This is a genomic window from Microbacterium sp. Leaf288 (assembly GCF_001422925.1).
In the GTDB taxonomy this organism is placed as follows: domain Bacteria; phylum Actinomycetota; class Actinomycetes; order Actinomycetales; family Microbacteriaceae; genus Microbacterium.
Map to the genome: position 1 here is coordinate 909,480 of NZ_LMNI01000011.1, position 21,636 is coordinate 931,115.

General features: G+C 71.8%; 20 protein-coding genes. 4 read left to right on the top strand and 16 right to left on the bottom strand.

Translation table 11 applies throughout. The annotated features are described in order from the left end of the window. Positions 1-6: 6 nt before the first annotated feature. The 14 genes from ASF40_RS13505 to ASF40_RS13570 are packed head-to-tail and all read right to left on the bottom strand — an operon-like array spanning position 7 to position 15,112. Positions 7-534 carry a phage baseplate assembly protein V gene (locus tag ASF40_RS13505; RefSeq protein ID WP_056369786.1) on the bottom strand — a complete coding sequence of 176 codons (528 nt, stop codon included), beginning with the start codon at positions 532-534 and terminating at the stop codon, positions 7-9. Further along, complete coding sequence (locus tag ASF40_RS13510) at positions 531-1,670, bottom strand: hypothetical protein (protein ID WP_056369788.1); 1,140 nt, start codon at positions 1,668-1,670, stop codon at positions 531-533. The genes ASF40_RS13505 and ASF40_RS13510 overlap by 4 nt, the downstream gene beginning before the upstream one ends. Further along, a complete protein-coding gene (locus ASF40_RS13515) occupies positions 1,663-2,037 on the bottom strand; it encodes a hypothetical protein (protein WP_056369789.1) in 375 nt (124 codons plus the stop codon). The genes ASF40_RS13510 and ASF40_RS13515 overlap by 8 nt, the downstream gene beginning before the upstream one ends. A 1-nt stretch (position 2,038) precedes the next feature. Next, positions 2,039-2,683, bottom strand: a complete 645-nt coding sequence (locus ASF40_RS13520) for a CIS tube protein (protein WP_056369792.1) — start codon at positions 2,681-2,683, stop codon at positions 2,039-2,041. Then, positions 2,680-4,356, bottom strand: a complete 1,677-nt coding sequence (locus ASF40_RS13525) for an eCIS core domain-containing protein (RefSeq protein ID WP_082497046.1) — start codon at positions 4,354-4,356, stop codon at positions 2,680-2,682. Before ASF40_RS13525 ends, ASF40_RS13520 begins: the two co-directional genes overlap by 4 nt. Continuing rightward, entirely contained in the window at positions 4,353-4,853 is a 501-nt protein-coding gene (locus tag ASF40_RS13530) for a hypothetical protein (protein WP_056369796.1), read from the bottom strand. The genes ASF40_RS13525 and ASF40_RS13530 overlap by 4 nt, the downstream gene beginning before the upstream one ends. After that, positions 4,850-8,101 (bottom strand): eCIS core domain-containing protein, encoded by a 3,252-nt coding sequence (locus tag ASF40_RS21360; protein ID WP_082497047.1) that lies wholly within the window; start codon positions 8,099-8,101, stop codon positions 4,850-4,852. Before ASF40_RS21360 ends, ASF40_RS13530 begins: the two co-directional genes overlap by 4 nt. Beyond that, entirely contained in the window at positions 8,098-8,358 is a 261-nt protein-coding gene (locus ASF40_RS13540; RefSeq protein ID WP_056369801.1) for a hypothetical protein, read from the bottom strand. The genes ASF40_RS21360 and ASF40_RS13540 overlap by 4 nt, the downstream gene beginning before the upstream one ends. Further along, positions 8,355-10,226 (bottom strand): ATP-binding protein, encoded by a 1,872-nt coding sequence (locus ASF40_RS13545; RefSeq protein ID WP_056369803.1) that lies wholly within the window; start codon positions 10,224-10,226, stop codon positions 8,355-8,357. Before ASF40_RS13545 ends, ASF40_RS13540 begins: the two co-directional genes overlap by 4 nt. Next, the gene (locus tag ASF40_RS13550; protein ID WP_056369805.1) at positions 10,223-11,548 is read right to left on the bottom strand and encodes a DUF4255 domain-containing protein; all 1,326 of its coding nucleotides are present in this window, start codon (positions 11,546-11,548) and stop codon (positions 10,223-10,225) included. Before ASF40_RS13550 ends, ASF40_RS13545 begins: the two co-directional genes overlap by 4 nt. Then, the gene (locus ASF40_RS13555; protein WP_056369807.1) at positions 11,545-12,186 is read right to left on the bottom strand and encodes a hypothetical protein; all 642 of its coding nucleotides are present in this window, start codon (positions 12,184-12,186) and stop codon (positions 11,545-11,547) included. Before ASF40_RS13555 ends, ASF40_RS13550 begins: the two co-directional genes overlap by 4 nt. Next, positions 12,183-12,923 carry a hypothetical protein gene (locus ASF40_RS13560; protein ID WP_056369809.1) on the bottom strand — a complete coding sequence of 247 codons (741 nt, stop codon included), beginning with the start codon at positions 12,921-12,923 and terminating at the stop codon, positions 12,183-12,185. Before ASF40_RS13560 ends, ASF40_RS13555 begins: the two co-directional genes overlap by 4 nt. A gap of 9 nt (positions 12,924-12,932) precedes the next feature. After that, positions 12,933-13,454, bottom strand: coding sequence for a phage tail protein (locus ASF40_RS13565; RefSeq protein ID WP_056369810.1), 522 nt, complete (start codon positions 13,452-13,454; stop codon positions 12,933-12,935). Positions 13,455-13,471: 17 nt separating this feature from the next. Continuing rightward, positions 13,472-15,112, bottom strand: a complete 1,641-nt coding sequence (locus ASF40_RS13570) for a phage tail sheath family protein (RefSeq protein ID WP_056369812.1) — start codon at positions 15,110-15,112, stop codon at positions 13,472-13,474. A 298-nt stretch (positions 15,113-15,410) separates the two neighbouring features. Here ASF40_RS13570 and ASF40_RS21610 point away from each other — a divergent pair, with 298 nt between their 5' ends. Then, entirely contained in the window at positions 15,411-16,094 is a 684-nt protein-coding gene (locus ASF40_RS21610) for a collagen-like protein (RefSeq protein WP_056369814.1), read from the top strand. Between the two features lie 3 nt (positions 16,095-16,097). Here ASF40_RS21610 and ASF40_RS13580 read toward each other — a convergent pair whose 3' ends face one another. Continuing rightward, positions 16,098-17,201: a class I SAM-dependent methyltransferase gene (locus ASF40_RS13580; RefSeq protein ID WP_056369817.1), complete on the bottom strand. Its 1,104-nt coding sequence runs from the start codon at positions 17,199-17,201 to the stop codon at positions 16,098-16,100. A gap of 89 nt (positions 17,202-17,290) precedes the next feature. Between ASF40_RS13580 and ASF40_RS13585 the strand changes: the two genes are divergently transcribed. Both ASF40_RS13585 and ASF40_RS13590 read left to right on the top strand, forming a co-directional pair. Next, on the top strand, positions 17,291-17,710 hold the full coding sequence (locus tag ASF40_RS13585) for a MarR family winged helix-turn-helix transcriptional regulator (protein WP_082497048.1): 420 nt from the start codon (positions 17,291-17,293) through the stop codon (positions 17,708-17,710). A 60-nt stretch (positions 17,711-17,770) separates the two neighbouring features. Next, the gene (locus ASF40_RS13590; RefSeq protein WP_056369819.1) at positions 17,771-18,235 is read left to right on the top strand and encodes a DUF3817 domain-containing protein; all 465 of its coding nucleotides are present in this window, start codon (positions 17,771-17,773) and stop codon (positions 18,233-18,235) included. Between the two features lie 81 nt (positions 18,236-18,316). On the opposite strand, the gene ASF40_RS13595 is transcribed toward ASF40_RS13590, so the two are convergent. Beyond that, complete coding sequence (locus ASF40_RS13595; protein WP_056369821.1) at positions 18,317-18,688, bottom strand: VOC family protein; 372 nt, start codon at positions 18,686-18,688, stop codon at positions 18,317-18,319. A 168-nt stretch (positions 18,689-18,856) separates the two neighbouring features. Here ASF40_RS13595 and ASF40_RS13600 point away from each other — a divergent pair, with 168 nt between their 5' ends. Continuing rightward, the gene (locus ASF40_RS13600) at positions 18,857-21,415 is read left to right on the top strand and encodes an ATP-dependent Clp protease ATP-binding subunit (protein ID WP_056369823.1); all 2,559 of its coding nucleotides are present in this window, start codon (positions 18,857-18,859) and stop codon (positions 21,413-21,415) included. Positions 21,416-21,636: the final 221 nt, after the last annotated feature.

A 21,636-nucleotide genomic window follows, 5' to 3' on the forward strand; every position in this document is an offset into this window, starting at 1 on the left:
TTCCTCCTACGTCACCGTGAGGGCGCCCGCGTTGATGCTGACGGTCGGACCGACCATCGAGATCACGGCGCCCTTGCCGTTGCTGATCGTGATGCCGACGTCGCTGACCGAGATCATCGCGCCCGTCGTGGTCTTGATGAGGATGCCGCCGGTCGGCCCTGGCGTGTCGCTGATGGTGATCGAGTTGCTCAGCAGCGTCTGGAAGGTGAGCCCCGACACTCCGGGCGGCACGATGCGCGCGGCTGCGGGCACATCGGCGGGGGAGTAGAACCCGCCGACCCACACCGGGTAGTCGGGATCGCCGCCCTCGAACTCAACCCACACGCCCGCCCCGATGGCCGGGACGGTGAAGATGCCGGTCTGGGTGCCGGTGACGGGCAGGCACGGCATCGCCCACGAGCTCGGCGGGATGCCGATCGACGGGACGAGCACCTGGATGCGCCCCATCTGCATCGGGTCGATGTTGTTGACGCACGTCCCCCGGTATTTGCCGAAGAGCTTCTTGGTGGCGACGGCGGTCTCTGTGTCGCTCATACGGGCACCTCCGGGACAGTGGACAGAAGGGCGTTGCGGGCGAGGGTGAACGACTGCGTGTAGCTGCCACGCGCGATCTTGTGGGTGACGCTGCTGACGTAGTACAGACCGTTGAAGGCGTCGCCGGCGCCGCGCACCCCCACGAGCCCTCGCGATCTGAGGACGCGGCCATAGCGGGCGACATCGAGCTGACCGGTGCCGGTGACCATGTCGTCGTGCTGCCCCGCGTACGCGATGCCCTTCATGATCGCGGCAGGCGCGCTGAGCTTCGCCGTGCCCGGGAGGAACGTGAGCTTCGGCGGCAGGGGAGGGACGACGCCGAGCATCGGCCGCAGCGGATTGATGTCGGGGATGGGGATGGGGATCGGCGCCTTGCTCCACGGCTCATGCACCGTCACGACCGGCAGCTCCTTCGCCTCTTTGTTGAGAGTGAAGTTCAGCCCGGTGACGTTGTCGTGCGGGCCGTCGAGCCCGCCGTCGAGCGCGCGCTGCGGGATGCCGAGACGCACCTCCGGTCCCCAGTACGCCTTGCTCAGGCCCGGGACCGGACCGGGGTCGATGTAGAAGACGTAGCCCGCCTCGTGCGCGAGGTTCTTGAGGTACGCGTAGTCGGTGCCCTGGTGCCGCGGGATCTTCTCGGTGGGGATCGGCGGGTCCTCGACGAGTGCGGGGATGACCAGGGGGGCGACGCCGAGCGCCGCGTACTTCGCGAGGACGGCGAGCGCGCGCACCGCGACCGGCATCGCGGGGTAGGGGATGCCGTCGAGCTCGAAGATGTCCATGACGGCCGTGAGGTCCTTGCCCCTGACGTGCAGCGTCGCGGTCGTCCCGTCGGTCTTGAACTCGTGGTCGGTCATCACGCCGTCGGCGAGGACCTCCGTGGTGCCGCCGATCGTCACGGCCAGCACGATGCGGAAGAGGGGGATCGAGACGCCGCCGGTGAGGAGGAACAGGGTGGACAGCGGCGACTTCTTGGGCACGTCGAAGACCAGCTCGAACCCGCTCTGGGTGTCGCCCGAGCCGTTCTCGATCGTCACCTCTCGGAGAGCCTCCACGAGCGCCTGCGGAGCCGGCACGGCGATCGCGGGTCCCGCGTACAGGTGCAGCCGTACGGGGTGCGGCGGCAGCTCAGCCATCGGCCCCCCTCATGTCGACGGGCAGGGTGATGCGCACGACGTGCCCGGGAGGGCCGGCCATGCCGGCGGGGTCGATCACGCCGTTGGCGTCGGCGAGGCGCCACCACAGTTCGGGGTCGCCGTAGTGCCGTGCCGCGAGGAGGTCGCGCCGGTCGCCCTCGACGCACCGCACCTCGTAGAGGGTGCTGAAGCGCTCCGGCTTCGGCACCAGCCGTCGCCGCAGGAACGCGACGGGCACGGGCTCGACGCCGGGCTCCGTTTCGGCCACGTGGTGGGCGATGCCGACGCCGGCGTACCGGCTCGTGGGCGGCAGCGGATTCTGCGGCACGACGCCGGCCGAGAGCAGTTGCTGCAGCGGATCCACCACGTCAGAGCTCCTTCACGCCGAGCGCCGACAGTGGCGCCGAACCGGCCTTCTTGGCGAGCGCCTCACGGGACCGGAGGTGCGCCATGAACAGCTGGCCGCCGCGGTGCTCGAACCCGAGGTCGTCGACGGTGAGCACCCTCATCCCCAACGACACCGTCGCCCGGATCGGGTTGAGCTGGGCATCGAACGCGTCCTCCGTGATGGAGAGGTCGGTGATGCGCACCGGCACGACGCGGTTCGGTCCCCACACGAAGAGCAGCAGAGGCGTCTCGATGGCGAGGACCTCGAGCGCGCCGCCCCGGGCGATCGAGTCGTTGCCCTGCAGCGCGTCGCTCGTCGGCTGCACGAGCAGCTCGAGCGCGGCGAGCTCCGGATGGATGCCGACCTCGGCGGCCGTCCGGTTCTGATCGGGATGTTCGAGCCGGTCGGTCGCGTCGATCTCGGCCTCGACCTTGATGGTCTCGGCCGCAGCGCCCTTGATGCGCAGCGCTTGGGACTTGTCGCCTCCCGACTCGCCCGCCGCCTGCACCTGCATCGTGCGGCTGAGGGAGTCGGGGTTGTACTGCAGGGCGATCGTGCGCAGCGTCCGCCCGCTCTTGACGTCGACCTGCACGAGGCCGCCCTTGATGAGCCGAGGTGAAGTCATGGCCGCTTCGCCGCCTTGTCTTTCGGGAGAGCATTGTCGAAGTACGCGTAAGTCGCCGGACGCAGGGACTGCAGCAGTTCGGGGGACGACACGTACAGCGCGTACGCCTCGGCGTAGCTCTCCTTCCATGCGGTGGTGCCGTACTGGGTCGCCGCGCCCCCGTCCTTCTCGGTCGCCTCCCGGAACGGCTTGCCCTTGGCGTCGCCGCCATCGTCGACGTTCGCGGTGGTGCCGCTGAAGCTGACGGTCGACCCCGATTCCGTCGTCGTCGCGGCGAGGGCATCGCGCGCGGTCTTGGTCGCGCCCTCCGCAGCCTTGATCGCCTTCTCCGCAGGACCGCCGAGAGGGTAGTTGCCGGCGGCGTCGGCGTGCTTCGCGAGCGTCGCAGCCTGGGCTGCGCCGGCGGATGTGTACTTCGCCATCGCCTTGCGCATGTTGCGGTCATCGATCGCGTGCCCGATCTCGTGGAGGATCACCTGCGACGCGTACGAGAGCGCGGAACCCTTGCCGGCGAAGCGCACGTCGGAGGCGTCGAACGCGGTCTTGCGGATCGTCACGGTATGCGTTCCCGCGTCGTACTCCCCGTCCTCGCCCGCTGGCGGGTCACCCACGACCACGCTGATGCCCTGCACGAGAGCGAGATGCGCCGCCGGGACGCGTGACACCGCGCCGCGCAGCGCTTCGAGCTGGCCGCCCGTGAGGGAGTGCGTGATGCCGGCGGTCTTGATCTTTCCGGCGATCGGGTCGGGCGGGGGCTTCTTTCCGGGTTCGGGCGGTCCGGGCACCGCTTGGCCGGGCGGTGCGGTCGCGGCGCCGAGCTGCTCGACGAGCACCCTCGTCGTCGCCGTCCCACCGGCGGGTGCCGGCGGCGCGGTGTGGGTGAAGCGGTAGAGCCCGTCGATCCCGCCGTGCGTGGCGAGGTCGAGCTTCAGGGTGATCGTGCTGTTCTCCGGCAGCACCGTGGGCGTGGCATCCATCAGCTGCCCGACCAGATTCTGCATGCCCGTCACGGGCACCGCGCTCGCCGAGCCGTCGATCGTGATGGTCGTCTTCGCGGGCGGCGTGTACGGCGTGGCGTTCGCCTGGAACGACGTGTCGGGCGACGGGATGCTCACCGGCATGTCCGCCGTGATCTGAATCCGCTTGCGATCGGCCTCCGGAAGGGTCATGAGCGTCGTCGCCGGCGTCACAGGAGCCTTCGGCTGACGGCGCACGATCGGAGGATCGCCGATCCGGTGCTGGGCGACGTGCGCGAGCTCGTGCGAGAGCCTCCGCCGGCCCTCCTCGGTGCCGCGCTGCTCACGCCCCGGCGCGAATGCGATACGACGGCCGACCGTGAGCGCCTCCGCACCCGCACGCTCGGCGGTGTCGGCGGACGCGGCATCCGTGTGCACGCGGACGTCGCGCGCGTCGAGGCCCGGTGGCGCAGACAGCCGCTCTGCTGAGTCGAGCGCGCGCCCCTCGCCGTCGAGCCGCACGTCGAGCTCTGTCGACGCCGACGACCCGTGCGTGGGCACGGCCGCGAACGACCAGCCGGACGGAGCAGGGGCGACGGATGCCTCGGCGAACCGCTCGGCCGCGCGCTCGGCGGGCGCGTCCGCACGCCCGACGGCGTGCACCCCGCTCGGGCGATCGGCCGCGGGAGCAGTGGAGTGGACATGCGCGGGACTCACGGCGCACCCCCTCCCGTGAGACGCAGCTCGGGCACCGGGACGGGGCGCAGATGCCGGCGGTAGTCCTCGGGCGTCGTCGGCGCGTATCCGCGCACCGCGAGCAGCACACCGCTCTTCGGATTGACGCAGACGGCGAGACCGCGCGTGGCATAGACGCGCTCGCCGCCGGCGATGGTCAGGGGCCCGAAGACGTGGTCGAGCTCGGCGTCGGGTTCGCCGAGCTCGGGGATGGCGAGAAGGCCTCCGTCACCGTCGACGGGCATGACGCCCTCGACCAGGACGACGCGGCCCTCCCGGACCCACGCGCGCAGGCCGTCGCTGAAGAGCCGTGTCGAGAGCGGGACCCACGAGGTGACCGCGGGCGGATCGCCCAGCAGCCCGTCGAACGTCGATGGGGTGCCGCCCACGACACCGAGCGCCTCCGCGGCGTCGGCGGGCAGACCGGTCCACCCCGACACGTCGGCGGCGTCGAGGAGCCGTGACAGCGCATCCGTCATGGCCGCCTCCCGCCCGCCGTGCCGCCGATGCGGTCGACCTTGCCCAGGAAGTAGGCCGTCCACACGTTGTCGGCGCCCACGACGTCGACGAGGCGCTGCGCCTCGGTGATCGAGGTGTACGCGCCGGGTGGGCTCACGGTGATCGGGGGCAGCGCCGCCCAGGACTTGCCCTCGACCAGCTCGCGCGTCGGCCGGTGCGCCAGCAGCCTGCGACCGCTCTTCGACCACACGACGTCGGTGAGCAGGCTGTCGACGCCCTCCATGAGGGTGTTCCACTCGCGCTCCGACTTCTCCTTGAGCTTCACGGCGTACCGCCGGTAGTCCGCGTGCGCGAGGGTGTGGCCGTACTCGTGGATGAGGGTCTGGAACATGTCCCACCGCGCCGCGCGGTCCTCGTCGACGTCGCCCGTCTGGAACATGTCGACGTAGATCTGCCCTCCGACCTGTGCTCCGCCCCAGTTGCGGTCGATGTAGATGAGCTTGTCGGCGGTGGTCTGGGGATCGTCCTCCCACTTCTCGCTCACCCCGTCGACCACCGCGGCCTGAGCTACGTCCTCCAGTGCCTGCGCCTCGTCGTTGCGCTTGTCGCCGATCGTCTCGGGCCGCGCGTCGCACTCGGCGTTGATGGCGTCGAACGCGGCGTCCGAGCGGAAGTAGTAGCGGATCTGCTGCAGGGCCCACGCGACGCGGTCGGCCGGATCGGCGGACGTGACGGCGGTGGTCTGCCGGTGGTGCCAGGAGAACAGCGTCTGCGGCTTGCCGTCGCCGCCGAAGGTCAGCTCGGGCCGCGCACCCGGGTTGTAGAAGTTGCCGAAGACGCCGTCGGTCGCATCCTTCGCCGGCTTCGCCATGCGTTCGATCTCGGAGGGCTTGGACGCGGTGCCCGCCGCGCGGGCGTTCTCGTAGGCCTTCTCGATCTTCACCGCCAGCGCCGCTGCGACCAGCGTGCGGTACTTGCCTCCGGGCGCGAACATCGCCTTGCGCTCGGCCTCCTCCTTCGCCTTCGCCTCGGCTTCGGCCTTCCTGCGGGCGGCCTCCTCCTTCCGCTTCGCTGCCGCTTCCTTGCGGCGTTCAGCCGCCGACTTCTTCGGCTTCGCCGACGCCGTCGTCGGCGCGGCCGTCGGCGGTGTCGCCGGGTCGGGTGGCGTGGTGGGTGGCTTCGGCTTCGGCTTCACCGGGCGAGGCGGGGTGAGCGCTTCGCGCGCTGCCTTCGCCTCGTCGCCGGTGACCGGCGAGGTGGCGGCGAGGGCGTCGTCGGCCGAGGCGGGCAGGTCGCGATGAAGCGTGTCGGCGATGAACAGGTCGAGTGGGCGGACTCGGTGACGGAGCTTCCGCTCCTTCTTCGCGAGCCGGCGGCGCTCGGCGTCGTCCGTCGCCGCGACGCGCTCCCTGGTGACCGCCTCGAGCTCGCCCTGCCACCGTGGGCGCGTCGTGTGCAGCACATGGTCCCGCGCCTTCCTGCGATCGGCGGGGGAGAGGCGGGCGACGACGGCGGCGGGGTCGTCGCCGTAGTAGTCCTCCTCGAACCGGGCGTCGAACCGGGCGCCGTCGAACGCGAAGGACGGCGACGCGGCGGGGATCTCGGGTCCGACCACTTCGACGGTTCCCCGGGAGAGGGCCGTGCCTCCTCCCGCGAAGCGCCGGGCGACGAGATCGTCGAGGCGATCCTGCTGGGCGCCATGGAGGTTGTCGTCGAGCGACGCGTAGCGCTTCGCCGGTTCGCGGAACACCACCAGCAGCTCGTCCGGCGTGGCGAGCTCGACGAGGTCGAGGATGGCGTCCTCGTCGTCGTCGAGTGTGGGTCCGTCGATCATCTCGTCGATGAGCAGGCCCATCTGCTTTCCCGTGAGCTCCCACCCGGGGCTCCCGGCCTTCCATTTGCGCACGACCGCGCGGGCCTTGTTGTCGGCGTCGTACGAGCCGTCGTGCGATCCGGCCTTCGTGATCGCCTTCACGTATGCCAGGAGCTCGGCGTCGCTCCACGAGCCCTCGGCGCCGAAGAAGACCGCGAGACTCTCCCAGAAGCTCCGCCGTTGCACGCGGGCCGGCGCCCCGGTGGAGCGCGGTGCGGCGCCCCCACGCTGCTGCACGACGTGGGCGAGCTCGTGGGCGATCAGGTGTCGACCCGCCGGGCTCGACGGGTCGAAGCGGCCAGAACCGAACACGATGTGCTCGCCGACCGTGAACGCCGTCGCATCGACTCCCGCGGCGGCGCTCGCCGCCTGCGGGTCGTCGTGCAGCCGCACCGACGAGAAGTCGTAGCCGAAGCGCGCCTCCATCGAGTGCCTGAGGCTCGGGTCCAGCGCCCGGCCGCCGCCTCGGGTCGCGGCATCCACTCCCGTCGTGTCGAAGTCCTCCGCGGGCGCCGCCTCGCTCGTCGTGGCCGGTGCGCGCTGCACCTCTTCGCGCTTCTTCTGCTCTTCCGCCTTGACGGCGTCCTCGGGCTTCTTCTGCTGTTCGGTCTTCGGCGTGGCGAGCGGCGGCACGAGCGGGAAGGGGAGACCTGGCACCTGGCCGGCCGGGGCGAACTTCTGACGCGCCACGACGGACGCGATCGCGGCGTCGCTCAGCTCCTTGTCCTGCTGCGTCTGGAGGCTCTTGATGATCGGGTCGTTCCTCAGCCGTGCGGTGTCGGCGGCGATCGCCGCCGTCTTCTTGTCGGCCGCGCTCTGTCGCTTCCTGCCTCCCTTCGGAAGCTGTTCCGTATAGCCGAGCGTGAGTCCGAGTCCGACGTCGCTGAAGCCCACGCCGCGGCCGCCTGGGCGCGGATCGCCAGCGAGGAGCCCGGGGACGCCCTCCGCCCTCACACCGACGCTCAGACCGGGCGGCACGATGTCCTTGACCTTCGGAATCGACCCGAGCGGCAGCGGCACGTCCTTCCCCGAGAGCGCGAGGCCGCTCGCGGCGGCGGCGGACAGCAGGGGGCTGTCCTCGATGACCTCGCGGACCTTCTTGCCGCTGGGCAGCTCGGTCTCGGTGGCCGCCTCCACCGCCTTGCCCACGCCCTCCTTGTACGCCTCGGCCTGGGGCCGCGGCCTGTCCTCGAGCTTCTTCGGCTGGTCCTCGTCACGATGGACGGATGCCTCGGCCGGCACGTTCGCGAACGACCAGCCCGTCACGCTCCCGCCGCGGGCGACGATGTCCGCGGCGCGGTCCGCCTGACGCTCCGTCGCGTCGTGGCGGTGCGACACGCGCCGCGGGGGTGCGGCATCCGTGCCCTTCGCCGGGGGAGCGGGAGTCCTGCTCATCGCGACACCCCCTCCCGGATCCGGTCGCGGGCCGTCGCCCACGTGTCGCGCGCCACCTGGGCGGCGAGGCCCTCGCGATCGGTCACGGGTCGCACGCGGCGCGATGCGGCGGCCCAGCGCGGCGGCTCGTCGCCGCGCCGGTCGGCGGTCGCCAGCTCGCTCAGGCGCTCGGCGACGAGCGACCCGATGCCCTCGGCGAGCTCGGCGGGGACGCCCCGCAGCACGAGGCGCTCGATGTCGAGGTCGATGCGCGTCATCTCGCACCACCTCGGAGCGCCCCGGTCTCGGCGGCGGTGAGTGCGCGCTCGGACTTCGCCGCCTCGCGCGTGGCGGCGCGCAGCAGGTGCTCGGGGCCGACGGCGTCGCCCTCGTCGGCGGCGGCGAAGGCCGCCGAGAGGGCGATCTGCCGGATGGCGCCGCCGCTGAACTGGATGCGTGCGAGCGCCGCAGGATCGACGTCCGCGAGCGGTGTCGCGGCGGGGAAGACGCGCCGCCAGATCTCGGCGCGAGACGCCTCGTCGGGGAAGGGGAACTGCACGACGAACCGGATGCGGCGCAGGAACGCCCGGTCGACGTTGCCCCGCAGGTTCGTGGTGAGGATCGCCAGCCCCCGATAGGACTCCATACGCTGCAGGAGGTACGCGACCTCGAGATTCGCGTAGCGATCGTGGCTGTCCTTGACGTCGCTGCGCTTGCCGAACAGGGCATCGGCCTCGTCGAAGAGCAGCACGGCACCGGAGGCCTCGGCGGCGTCGAACACGGTCGACAGATGCTTCTCGGTCTCGCCGATGTACTTGCTCACCAGCGCGGCGAGATCGATGCGGTAGAGGTCGAGGCCCAGGGAGCCGGCGAGCACCTCGGCCGCCATCGTCTTGCCGGTGCCGCTTTCGCCTGCGAAGAGCGCGGTGACGCCCAGTCCGCGGTCCGAGCGGCTCGCGAACCCCCAGTCGTCGAGCACGGTCGCGCGGTGACGCACGTGCCGCTCGATCTCGCGCAGCAGCTCGCGCTGGCCTTCGGGGAGCACGAGGTCGTCCCACCTCGCGCGCGGCTCGATGCGCTGTGCGAGCGCACCGAAGCCCGTGCGGGAGCGCTCGCGCACGAGGCGGCGCAGGGTCGCGACATCGCGGTCGGGAAGGGCGAGCCACTCGGCCGCGACCGCGGCGACGACCCCCGCGGGCAGGCGGAAGTGCTGCGACAGCTCACGTTCCGCGACGACGATCGCGTCGGCCGTCCTCGCTGCGTCGACCTCGAGGGCCGCGCGCCACAGCGCCGCCTCCTCGCTCGCGGTGGGCAGGGGCACGGTGCGGGCGAGCGTGACCCTCCCGGCGACGTCGCCCGGGCCGTCCGTGACGACGACCTCCGCCTCCAGCAGTGCGAGCAGTCGCGCGTCGTCGGTGGCGATGAGCCGCCCGTCGAGGACCGCCTCCCGGTCGAGGACGGCGGCGGTGTCGGCCGGGTCGCGCTCGGCGGCCGCGGCATCCCGCACGGAGAGCACGCCGCCGCCGAGTGCCGCAGCCAGGCGGGCGACGACGCCCGCACGCGTGTCGGCATCCGCGCCGTCGAGCCGCACGAGCACCCGCCCGTCGACCGCGCGCACCGCGGCGGCGAGCTCGTCGGCCAGCGCGGCCTGCGCCGCGGTGAGGCCGCCGGCGAGAGGGTCGGCGACGAGTCCGTCGAGGCGGCCCGGCCCGAGGCCGGTGAGGCGGTGCAGCACGGCTTCGTCGATGCGGAGAGGGCGCAGCGCCAGGATGTCGCCCGCCCCGAGCCTCACGAGCCGCCGACGTCGCAGGGGCCGGTCGGGCGAGAGCGCGTCCCAATGCGCGGCGGGCAGCACCGAGAGCGCGAGCCCGAAGCTCGGCGACGGCGTTCCGCCCTGCGCCGCCGCGACATCCGCGGCCACGCGCGCGTCCAGTTCCACGGCGGCGGCGAGCATGAGCACGTCGCACTCGAACGCGGAGAGCCCGAGCCGGTGGCCGAGGTCCGCGAGCGGCGAGTCGTCGGTCTGGGGCCGCGGCGCATCGTCGCCGCGCAGCAGCGCCGCGATGCGCGTGAGCTCCGACACGAGCCGGTCGCGCGGCGCGTCGCGCAGCCGGTCCGGCTCGTCGAATGCGGCGGTGGTGCTCATGGGACCGTGATCCTCTGCAGCGGATCGAATGCGGGCGGGTCCGGAGGGATCTTCGGGCTCAGGAGGATGAGCCGGCTCTCGGCGCCGTCGACGGCGAGCCGCACCCACTGCGGTCCGCCGGGGACGTCGCCGTACTCGAAGACCAGGGTGTCGGTCACCGTTCCGTGGGGCTCCGCCTGTGCCACATCTCCGCCGAGCGCGAGGGTCGCCCGCTGGCCGGGCCGGACTGCGGGCGAGACTTCGATCGTCGCGGTGACGTCGCCGGTGCCGCCGTCACGGACCGCGCCGGTGGCGCCGCCGAACCGGATGACGGGAGCGAGGAGCATCGCCGCGGTGTTCGTCTCGCGGGGGATCGTCCCGGTGGGCGGCGTCAGCGAGACGCGCACGGTCCACACGCCCGCGGGCCATGCGGCGTCCGCCCCAGGGCTCGCCGGGAGGGGCACGTCGACGACGTCGCGGCGCGTGTTGGCGCCGATCGGCACGACGATCGGAGCGGCGAGCGCAGGATGCGAGAAGCGCACCTCCACGCCGGTCCCGTCGAGGTGGGCCCCCTCGACGCGCACGCTCTCGCCGAGTGCCGCGGCCGGCTGCGGCGCCGGCGGGACCACGCGGAACAGCGTGGGGACGGGTGGCAGCAGATCGGGGTGCACGAAGACGCCGGGCTCCCGCCCGCCGTTCGCCGCCGGATCGCCCCGCGTGAGCACCGGCAGCCCGCTGCGCACCGGCTTGGTCGCCTCGATCAGCACCACCGTCACGAGATAGCCCACGCTCGGGCGGTAGTTCGCCTGGATGGCCGACCACAGCCGCGACATCTCCTCGGAGTCGATCGGCTCCGTGGTGACCGTGAGCTCGGCTGCCTGATCGGCGAGGTCCGCGGCCGCCAGCGCCTGGTAGGCAGGCGGCAGAATGCTTCCGCTCACCACGCCGGCTTGCAGTGCCGTCCGTATCGACGCGCGATCGAGGACCGGCTGGTCGTGCAGGATCGACATCGCGTACCCGAGCAGGATCTCGGCCTCGAAGTCCGCCGTCCCGTAGGCGGTGAGCAGATAGTGCAGGTCGAGCGCCAGCGGCGGGTTCGCGGTGCGCGTGCCCGCGGAGTCGAAGCCGGGAAGCCCCGCGTTGCGCCACCCGGCGTTGGGGCTGACGCGGTACAGGAAGAGGTTGAGGCTCGGCTCGCTGTCGGGCTCGTTGAGCTTGATCGCGTCGGGCGCGAGCGCGGTCACCTTCACCGTGCCCACGGCGGGCCCGGCCTGCACGATGCCGTTGTCGAGCAGGTTGCGCAGCACCGCGCTGACGCCCCCGATCGCGAGCGGGCCGCTCATCGTGGCCTCCCCGCGAGGTAGTCGTGGAGCGTCCGCTCGGGGTCGTGCGCCGGGCGCGCGCTGCGGGGAGCGGCGGCGGGCGGCGCGAGGGTGGCGCGCACCTCGATGCGCCCGATCGTGACGTGCACGACATCGGGCTCCGGAACGGGGACGGATGCCTCGTCCCGCGCGCTCGCGGACGCCGCCGGCGTCGTGACGGTCGGAGGTTCCGCACGCCGGGGCGGTGCCGCTTCGACGCGAGGGGTGGCGGGGGGAGGAGTCGGGAGCGCAGCGGTGTCGATGCGGTAGGAGTCGACGGCAACGGCCGAGCGTTCCGGCGCGGGCTCCGCGGTGCCGACCTCCGACGCGGTCCTCGTGGCCGGCAAGCCGCGGTCGTCCCGGTGGGAGGGGATCGCGCGATCGCCTTCGCCGCGAGCCGGACCGACCGGCTCGACCAGTGCGCGGGCGTCGGTGTTCCTCGGCGGACCCGGCAGGTCAGCCTGGGCGGGGACTTCCGCGGCCGTCGCGATCGTGGGGGGAGCCGCCGCATCCGTCGATCCGTCGCCGGTGCTCGGTTCGAACCGGGACGGCAGCCGCGGACCCGCGGCGGCGGGAGCCCCACCCGCGCGGGCGGCGAGACGTGCGAGGTAACCGCTCATGCTCCCTCCCGCACGATCTCGAGGTAGGCGGCGCGGCGCTGCTCCGGGAGCGCGAGCACGTCGGCCTCGGTCCAGCCGTAGGCTCGCGCGAGCACGTCGACCTCGCGCAGCACCCGCCGGGCGCGCGACTCGACCTCATGCCAGACGAAGGCGATCGGGTCGACGTCGGCGTCGAACAGCGCGCCGCACTCGGGGCAGTCCAGCCCGACGGTGACCTCGGCGAGCGGGTCGGCGGCGGCGAGCGCGGCCTCGATGTGCTCGACCACTTCGACCGGGGCGAGCGTCGCGTCCTCGCCACTGGGGCCGGTGACATCGCAGCACCGCGCGAGAAGGGTGGCGGCAGCATCCGTTCGCCCGGCGACCTCCGCGAGATCGCCCGCCGTCGGCACCCGCCACCGCACCCGCCAGGCACCGGCCTGCGTGGGCACGGTCAGGTCGCCCGAGGCCGCGGTGCCGCTCAGTCCGCGCAGGGAGTCGGCATCGAGAGCGAACTCGACAGCCGATGCGCACGCCGGGCAGGTGACGACCGCCTCGAGCCGCGGACCGGTGAGCGCGGTGTGGAAGCCGAGGGCGGCAGCGTGCAGGTGCCCGAGCGGCGCCTCACGCAGACCCGCCGTGTCTTCGCCGGCTGCCGCCGCGACCCGCAGCGCACGGGGGATCGGCGCCTCGCCCCGCGCCGCGTCGGCGAGGTCGAGGATCGTCTGGGCCCGCACCGGAGAGGCTGCGGCGGCGGCCACCGTCGGCTCCTAGGGTTCGGCGAAAACAGGTTCGGACGGCTCGACGACCGCGTAGTCCCGCTCCCAGCCCTCGTTCTCGAGCTTGAGCGTCTGGATGGCGACGGCGTTCGCGTTGGCGTCGAGGTCGGGGAGCGCCTGGTATTCCGAGACCCACGCGCGGAACACCTTGTACGCGATCACGAGCTGGCCCGCCTCGTTGTAGAGCTCGACGATCAGGTCTTTGCGGAAGTCCTTGAGCGACACCTCCGCTCCGAGCCCCGACCCGAAGTTCCACACCTTGTTCGCCCATTGCTCGAACTCGACGTCGTGCGTGACGCCGCGCTCGAGGGTGATCGCCTCGAACTTGACCCTGCCGGGCGACTTGCGCGACGTCGACGGATCTCCGCCCTCGCGGTGCTCCACGACCTCCGTGGTGCGTTTGAGGCCGCTCACTTTGCTGACGCCCGCGACGTACTTGCCGTCCCACTTCACGCGGAACTTGAAGTTCTTGTACGGGTCGAACCTGCTGGCGTTGACGCTGAACTGTGCCATGTCCCGATTCCTTCGGCTCAGACGGCGCTCGCGCCGGCGATCTGCTGCAGTCGGATGACGACGAACTCGGCGGGCTTGAGCGGCGCGAACCCGACGTGGATGTTGACGATGCCCCGATCGATGTCGGACTGCGTCGTCGTCTCCTTGTCGCACTTGACGAAGTACGCGTCGCGCGGCGTGCTGCCCTGGAAGGCGCCCTGCCGGAAGAGGTCGTTCATGAACGTGCCGACGTTGAGGCGGATCTGCGCCCACAGCGGCTCGTCGTTGGGCTCGAAGACCACCCATTGGGTCCCGCGGAAGAGCGACTCCTCGATGAAGAGCGCCGTGCGCCGCACCGGGATGTACTTCCACTCGTTCGCGAGCGAATCCGCGCCCTTCAGCGTGCGCGCCCCCCACACGACGCGACCGGCGCCGGCGAACGCGCGCAGGCTGTTGATGCCGAGCGGGTTCAGCTGACCGATCTCGCCGTCGCTCAACGGGATGGAGAGCTCGGGCACGCCGTTGAGGGTCGCCTCCAGGCCTGCCGGGGCCTTCCACACGCCGCGGGTCGCGTCGGTGCGTGCGAGCACGCCGGCCACCGCGCCCGACGCGCCGAACGTCTCGAGCTGGTTGTCGCGCAGCGGGTTGGTCTGCCGCAGTCGCGGAAAGTACACGGCTGCGTTGGCGCTCACCGTCCCGAGCGACGCGAGGCCGGACTTCGCGTCGCCGACGGATTGCCAGGTCGGTGGTGCATCGATCACGTAGAACGCCCGCCGTGCCTCGGAGTACGTCGCCGCCTCGGTGACGACATCGGCCTCGACCTCACCGCCCGGACCGTCCGGCGACACCCCCTGATACGGAGGGATGACGAGAAGATTGAAGATGTCGGCATCCTCGAGCGCGTAGATCCCCGACTTGGCGCCGAGCGAGCCCTTCACATCGGCGGCGACGAGATCGTCGCCGTCGTCTCCGCCTGCGAGCCGTTGGCTCGCCTCCTGCGAGGGATCGCCCGGCGTCGGCGTGATGTCGTCCCAGATCGTCTTGCCCGCGGCGGGCGTGCCGGTGTGGACCTTGGGGCGACTGCTGCCGGGCACGGTCCCTGCCGTGCGCACGAGGTCCGACTCGTTGTCGAGCACCCGCGACAGCAGTCGCGGATGATCGGCGGGCGTGAGGACGACGTTTCGGTGCGCCTCGACGACTCCCGTCGCGCCGTCGCGGACGGTGAGGTTGAACAGGGTGTCGGGTTCGTCGCCGAGGGCGGGGTCTTCGGGACGCGTGTCGTGGTCGATGCGCACGCGCAGGCCGTCGCCCCACAGCCCCACGTCGACTGCCTGGAGCGTGAGGAGATCCGCACCGGTGTCCAGGGCGAGGTCGACCGAGGACGATGCCGGATCGTCGGCGTCCGAGGCCGCATCGTTCACGACGCGGACGATCACGGCCGTGCCGCCGCCGTTGAGGAAGAAGTCGCGGACGGAGAACCCGAGCCTGCTGAGCTTCCACAGTCCGCCGAACGTGCGTTCGTACTCACCGAAGTTCGTCACCACGATGGGTCTGTCCACCGGTCCGCGGGGCGCCCGCCCCACGAAGGCGGTGACCGAGGTGGAAACCCCGACGATAGTCCGGACCCCGCTCGCCACCTCCTCGATGTACACGCCGGGATAGGTCAGTTGGGACGGCATGGCTGTCTCCAGAGAGGATGCATCGATCTTGGGGCCCCGCCGGCGGTACCCGAAGCCGACGGGAGGGTGGCGACCCCACCACGTGGCGTCGTCGGCGTGGCCTCGACGGCCACGGTGCGAAATGCAAGGACCTCGATTCGAGAGTCAATCCCTCGCGGTGAGGGCTGTCAAGAGCCCGGCGTGCAGGGACGAATTCCCGGCGAACAGGTGACACGGGGCATCCGCGTTCCTACAGTTGAGTCACGACGCCGAGGCTGTGGGAGTCCGGCGTCGAAGACGCGGTGGAAGGTGAGGTGCCGTGGTCCAGGACGCGCAATCGACCGAGGACCCTGCGCCTGCGCCCGCCGCCGCACACGTCGCACCTCCGGTGACCCGCGGCACACTCATCTGGTTCGGGCTCGGCTTCGTGCTCCTGTCGTTCTTCGCCGCCTTCCTCGGATCCTGGCTCGCGCGCTCGGTCGACACGGCCACGCCCGCGCCGGCGCCCGAGCCGTCGGCTTCGGCCACGGCGTCGCCGGAGTACGAGGACGTGCTCGCCGAGATCCTCCCGGCCGGGTCGGCGGTCCGCGCCGGCTCGGGCGCGCCCGAGGAGGGCAAGGGCTACGAGGGCGACGTCTACATCGACATCCTCAACGCCGACGTGTACCTCTTCAAGGACGACGCGTGGACGCTCGTGGGCAATCTCCGCGAGGCGGCCGCCGAAGGCCTCACGGGCGAGCAGGGCCCGGCCGGCGCACAAGGCGAGCAGGGCGCGCAGGGGGAGCAGGGGGCCCCGGGTGCGCAGGGACCGACCGGCGCCCCTGGGGCACCGGGAACGCAGGTGATGCTCGGCACGGCGGCGCCCGAGGACGACACCTGCACCGCCGACGGCGACGTGTTCATCGACACCGCCGCGGTCGAGTTCTACGAGTGCAGCGACGGTGCCTGGGTGCTGTTCGGGCCGACGACCGGGCCCGAGCCGTCGCCGGATGCCGGTGAGTAGCCCTCAGCCCCGGGTGGACGCTGTCACGGTGAACTTGGTGTTCCGCGCGACCTGCCGCGTCGGGCCGACCGCTCGCTCCAGCGCCGGGCGGTAGCGCAGGCCCGAGTTCCACACCGCCCAGAGCTCACCGCCCGGCCGCAGCACGCGGGCGGCCTCGGCGAACATCCGCGGCGCGATCCCTTCGTGCACCGCCGAACCCGAGTGGAACGGCGGGTTCAGCGCGATGAAGCTCGCACTCGCGTCCGGCTGGGCCCCCAGCATGTCGTCGCGGACGACCTCGACGCGGTCGGCGACGCCGTTCGCGTCCGCGGTCGCCCGGGCGGAGGTGACCGCCGCCGCCGATTGGTCGCAGGCGAGCACGTGGAGGGATGGATGCCGCAGCGCGAGCGCCGTCGCCACCACGCCCGTTCCGCAGGCGAGGTCGATGGCCGCCCCGTCGGGGAGCGGGGGCAGGTGCTGCAGCAGGAACCTCGTGCCGATGTCGATCGACGCGCCTGCGAAGGCGCCTCCGAAAGCGCACACGATGATCCCGTCGTGCGTCGCGCAGAGCGGCACCGGCTCGCGGCCGCCGTGAGGTCCGCGCGCGACGAGCACGCGCGACTTCTGGCGGGCATGCGTGACGTCGAGCCCGGTGAAGCTCTCGCGCAGCACGTCGTTCATGGCGAGCGTCATGTGCTTCACACGGCCCCCGGCGAAGACGACGACGTCGGGTGCCGCGTGCGCGGCGATCAGCCCAGCGATGTCGCGGAGCGCGTCGAGTGAGCGCGGCAGCCGCAGCAGCACGACGCGCGCGTCGCGCACGAGTCCCGGCGAGAGGGGCAGCGACGCGAACGCGTCTCCGAGCCCGAAGCGCTCGGCGTTGGCCGCGAGCGCGCGCTCGCCCGTGAGCGGGTCCTGATGGACACGGATGCCGCGACCGCCGTCCGAGGCTGCGCCGAGCGTGAGCGCGCCGTAGCCGTCGCCGATCACCACGAGCTCGCCGTCGCCGGCGTCGGTCCGGGCGGGGGCGGACTCGTCGAGGAGCAGCCGGTCCGCCGCATCCGCCGCCACGAGGTCGGGAGCCTCGACGTCGGGCCACCGGCGCAGGTCGTCGAGCGAGAATGTCACCGTCCCACGGTAGCCGGACGGGCGGCACCCGGTTCGGGGAACTGCGAGAGATGCGTGCCGTCCCGCGGGAGCGGGACTAGCATTCAACGGTGCCAGACCGTGCGTTCAGTCCCGTCATCTCGCTGCTGACCGTGGCCGCCGTGTGGGACGCGCACCTCGGCGCGCAGCTGCGCGATCTCGGGCTCACCACGCGGAAGTACGGACTGCTCGCCCACATCGAGGCGACGCCGGGCATCTCGTTCAGTGAGCTCGCGCGGCGCTCGCAGATCACCGTGCAGTCGGCGCACACCGCCGTGCAGACCCTTGTCGCCGACGGGCTCGTCGCGGATGCGACGAAGCACGCGGGCGCGGCATCCGATCTGCGCGTGACCGACCGGGGCAGCGAGGTGCTGCAAGCCGCCGAACAGCGTCTGGCGGCTCTCGACGCCGGACTCGCCGCGGGGGCGCCGGCGCTCGCCACGGCGCTCGAGGGGCTGCATGAGCAGCCGTTCGGGCTCGCCCCCGAGTAGATCACGCCGCCCTCGGCCAACCTTCAGAAAGCCTGAAGCGCTTTCAGTTAGGCTGAAGGTGTGTTCCGCAACCCCCACACCCTGTTCCGTGCGCTCGCGATTCTCGAGGCGATCTCGTGGACGCTCCTCATTGCCGGCCTCGTCATCCGCGCCACCACCGACTGGGCGCTGGGCGTCACGATCGGCGGCGGCATCCACGGCTTCATCTTCCTGTCGTACGGCGCGACCGTCATCCTCGTCGCGCTCAACAACCGCTGGCGCGTCGGGCCCACGGTGCTCGCGCTTGTGAGCGCCGTCATCCCCTACGCCACGATCCCGGCGGAGCTGTGGCTCCAGCGCAGTGGTCGTCTTGCGGGCGCGTGGCGTCTCGTGGCCACGGACGACCCGCGCGACGCCACCTGGTACGACCGGCTCATGCGGTGGTTCCTTCGGCGCCCCTGGGTGCTCGGCGCCCTGATCGCTCTCGCGGTCGTGCTGCTGTTCGTCGTGCTCCTCATCCTGGGCCCGCCCGGAGGTCGCGACTGACGACACCCGACCCCGGCCGCCTCACTCCCTCGGGAGCGGGGCGGCCGTATCGCGTCGTGGATCGGTGACGGATGCCGCGGCTCAGCGCCAGGCGGGCAACTGCTGCAGCGTCCAGGTGTTGCCGTCGGGGTCGTCGAACTGGACGAACCGGCCCCAGTCCTGCTCGTCGACACCGCGCCCCTCGACGCCGTTCGCCCGCAGGTGGGCGAGCGCTTCGTCGGCGTCCGGCACGACGATCTGAACCGTGTTCTGCTGGCCGGGCTCGAGGGTGTTGCCGAGACCTGTGCCGAAGGCGATCGAGCAGGCGGAGCCGGGCGGGGTCGCCTGCACGAAGCGGAGGCCTTCGACGGGCGTCTGATCGTGGTCGATGTTCCAGCCGATCCTCTCGTAGAACTCCTTCGCGCGGTCGACGTCCGTCACCGGTACGAAGATGAGCTCGATCTTCCAGTCCATCGTGTTCCCTCTCGTCTCTGAAGCAGGTCCCCCGTGGAGGAGACGTTACGCCCGGGGTCCGACATCCGCCGCTGGGGAATACCTGCGGATGAGTGCGGTTGAACTTGACAATGCCTGTGTCAAGTTCAAAACTTGATGCTCCTCCACTCAAGTTTCAGGAGAGATGGAATGCCAGAAGACTTCACCCCCCAGGCCGGCGACGACGCGAGCTCGTTCGACGAGTTCCTGGCGCGCTACCTCGCGGGCGAGCGCGCCCGTGCCGAGCGCTCGATCGACCTGAGCCGCTACCTCGGCGCCGGTACCCAGGAGCTGCTCCAGCGCGCCGGCAAGTACGCGCTCGAGCGCGGCCAGCAGGAACTCGACGCGCTGCACGTCCTGCGCATCCTCGTGGCCGAGGCTCCGGCGCGTGACGCCGTGCAGCGCATCGGCGCCGACGCCGACGCGATCGCGCGCGCCACCGAGGAGCGCCTTCCCGCCGCGACCGCGGCGGCCGACGTCGACGGGGCCGTCGTGACCTCGTCCGTGCAGCGGGCGCTGTTCCACGCGTTCCAGGTCGCCCGCTCGTCGGGATCGACCTACGTCGACCCCGAGCACCTGTTCTTCGCCCTCGTGCTCGCGCAGGACACGCCCGCCGGCCAGGTGCTGGCCCGTGCCGGCGTGACGGCCGAGGCACTCATGCAGGGTGCGCGCGAGACCGTGACGCCGGGCGAGAGCGCGCAGGCGCAGGCGCGGCCCGAGGGCGCAGCATCCGACACCCCCATGCTCGACACGTACGGCACCGACCTGACGGCGCGCGCCGTCGCGGGCGAACTCGACCCGGTGATCGGGCGCGCCGACGAGATCGAGCAGACGATCGAGATCCTCAGCCGCCGCACCAAGAACAACCCGGTGCTGGTCGGCGAGGCCGGCGTCGGCAAGACCGCGATCGTCGAGGGACTCGCCCAGGCGATCGTCGACGGTTCCGTGCCCGAACAGCTGCTCGGCAAGCGCGTGATCGCGCTCGATCTGCCGGCCATGCTCGCGGGCACCCGCTACCGCGGCGACTTCGAGGAGCGGCTCACCAAGACGATGGACGAGATCGCCGCGTACAAGGGCGCGCTGATCGTCTTCATCGACGAGGTGCACACGGTGGTCGGCGCCGGTGGCGCCGGCGACGGCGGCATGGACGCGGGCAACATCCTGAAGCCCCGCCTCGCGCGCGGCGAGCTGCACCTCGTGGGGGCGACGACGCTCAAGGAGTACCGCGTCATCGAGAAGGACCCCGCTCTCGAGCGCCGGTTCCAGCCGGTGCGCGTCGGCGAGCCCTCGATCGAGGACGCCGTGCTCATCCTCCGCGGCCTCAAGCCGGCCTACGAGGAGCACCACGGCATCGTCTATACGGACGAGGCGCTTCGTGCGGCCGTCGAGCTCAGCGACCGGTACCTCACTGAGCGCGTGCTGCCCGACAAGGCGATCGATCTCATCGACCAGGCCGGCGCCCGACTGCGCCTGCGGCTGGGTTCGAAGGTCGACGTGTCGGGTCTCATCGAGCGTCTGGCGACTCTTGAGGCAGACAAGAACGCCGCGGTGTCGGCAGAGCACTACGAGGAGGCGTCGCAGATCCGCGACCAGATCGCCGAGGTGCAGGGGCGCCTCGAGCGCGCCACCGCCGCGGGTGCTGCCGTGCGGACCGACGCGATCGTCGACGAGCCCGAGATCGCCGCGGTGATCAGCCGTGCCACCGGCATCCCGGTGAACCGCCTGACCGAGACCGAGCGCGAGCGCCTGGCGTCCCTCGAGGACGAGCTGCACGACCGCGTGATCGGCCAGGACGACGCGGTGACCGCGGTCGCCAAGGCGGTCCGCCGCAACCGCACCGGCATGGGCGACGCCCGTCGCCCGGTGGGCTCGTTCCTCTTCCTCGGCCCGACGGGCGTCGGCAAGACCGAGCTCGCCAAGGCACTCGCCGCGTCGCTGTTCGACGATGAGGGCGCGGTGATCCGCTTCGACATGAGCGAGTTCGGCGAGCGGCACACCGTGTCGCGCCTCGTCGGCGCCCCTCCCGGATACGTCGGCTACGACGAGGCCGGGCAGCTCACCGAGCGCGTGCGGCGCAACCCGTACTCGATCGTGCTGTTCGACGAGATCGAGAAGGCGCACCCCGATGTGTTCAACCTGCTGCTCCAGGTGCTCGACGACGGGCGCCTCACCGACGGCCAGGGACGCACCGTCGACTTCCGCAACACGGTGGTCGTCATGACCTCGAACCTCGGCTCGGAGTTCCTCGCGTCGCGCGGCGGTGCGATCGGCTTCCTCGCCGACGGGGGAGGGACGACCGGCTTCGGCTCCGAGAAGGATCTGCGCGACCGCGTCTTCGGCAAGCTGCGCGAGGCGATGCGCCCCGAGTTCCTCAACCGCATCGACGAGATCGTGCTGTTCCGCAAGCTCGAGAAGCCGCAGCTGCAGAGCATCGTGCGACTGCTGCTCGGGGCATCCGATGCGCGCCTCGCGAAGCGCGAGGTGTCGCTGGTCGTGACGGACTCCGCGGTGGCCTGGCTCGCCGACAACGGGTACGAGCCCGAGTACGGCGCCCGGCCGCTGCGTCGCCTGATCCAGCGCGAGGTCGACGACCGCATCGCCGACCTGTTCGTCACAGGCTCGCTCGTGGACGGCGGGACCGTGACGGTGGATGCCTCGGCCGAGGCGCTGTCGGTGCGCTCGGGGATTCCCTTCGCCGCCGCGGCCTGATCCCGAGCCATCCGAGAGGCGCAGGGCGACAGGCCCTGCGCCTCTCGCTCTGCGTAGGGCAGGGGTGTGGCGAGCATCGCACCGCTTCGACAGGTCAACCACGGCTGCGCAGGTCCGATCCGGGTAGGGCGCTCCGCGTGTCGTGGAGTCGGTCCCTGCTCCTTTCGTTTCAGGCTGCGGTTGCAGCGGGTCGGGTTGTGAGTCGGGTCATGGTGTCGGCG

Coding starts and splice junctions, on each gene's coding strand:
- ASF40_RS13505 (WP_056369786.1), bottom strand. CDS start 534: ATGAGCGACACAGAGACCGCCGTCGCCACCAAGAAGCTCTTCGGCAAA.
- ASF40_RS13510 (WP_056369788.1), bottom strand. CDS start 1,670: ATGGCTGAGCTGCCGCCGCACCCCGTACGGCTGCACCTGTACGCGGGA.
- ASF40_RS13520 (WP_056369792.1), bottom strand. CDS start 2,683: ATGACTTCACCTCGGCTCATCAAGGGCGGCCTCGTGCAGGTCGACGTC.
- ASF40_RS13530 (WP_056369796.1), bottom strand. CDS start 4,853: ATGACGGATGCGCTGTCACGGCTCCTCGACGCCGCCGACGTGTCGGGG.
- ASF40_RS21360 (WP_082497047.1), bottom strand. CDS start 8,101: ATGAGCAGGACTCCCGCTCCCCCGGCGAAGGGCACGGATGCCGCACCC.
- ASF40_RS13540 (WP_056369801.1), bottom strand. CDS start 8,358: ATGACGCGCATCGACCTCGACATCGAGCGCCTCGTGCTGCGGGGCGTC.
- ASF40_RS13545 (WP_056369803.1), bottom strand. CDS start 10,226: ATGAGCACCACCGCCGCATTCGACGAGCCGGACCGGCTGCGCGACGCG.
- ASF40_RS13550 (WP_056369805.1), bottom strand. CDS start 11,548: ATGAGCGGCCCGCTCGCGATCGGGGGCGTCAGCGCGGTGCTGCGCAAC.
- ASF40_RS13555 (WP_056369807.1), bottom strand. CDS start 12,186: ATGAGCGGTTACCTCGCACGTCTCGCCGCCCGCGCGGGTGGGGCTCCC.
- ASF40_RS13565 (WP_056369810.1), bottom strand. CDS start 13,454: ATGGCACAGTTCAGCGTCAACGCCAGCAGGTTCGACCCGTACAAGAAC.
- ASF40_RS13570 (WP_056369812.1), bottom strand. CDS start 15,112: ATGCCGTCCCAACTGACCTATCCCGGCGTGTACATCGAGGAGGTGGCG.
- ASF40_RS13595 (WP_056369821.1), bottom strand. CDS start 18,688: ATGGACTGGAAGATCGAGCTCATCTTCGTACCGGTGACGGACGTCGAC.
- ASF40_RS13600 (WP_056369823.1), top strand. CDS start 18,857: ATGCCAGAAGACTTCACCCCCCAGGCCGGCGACGACGCGAGCTCGTTC.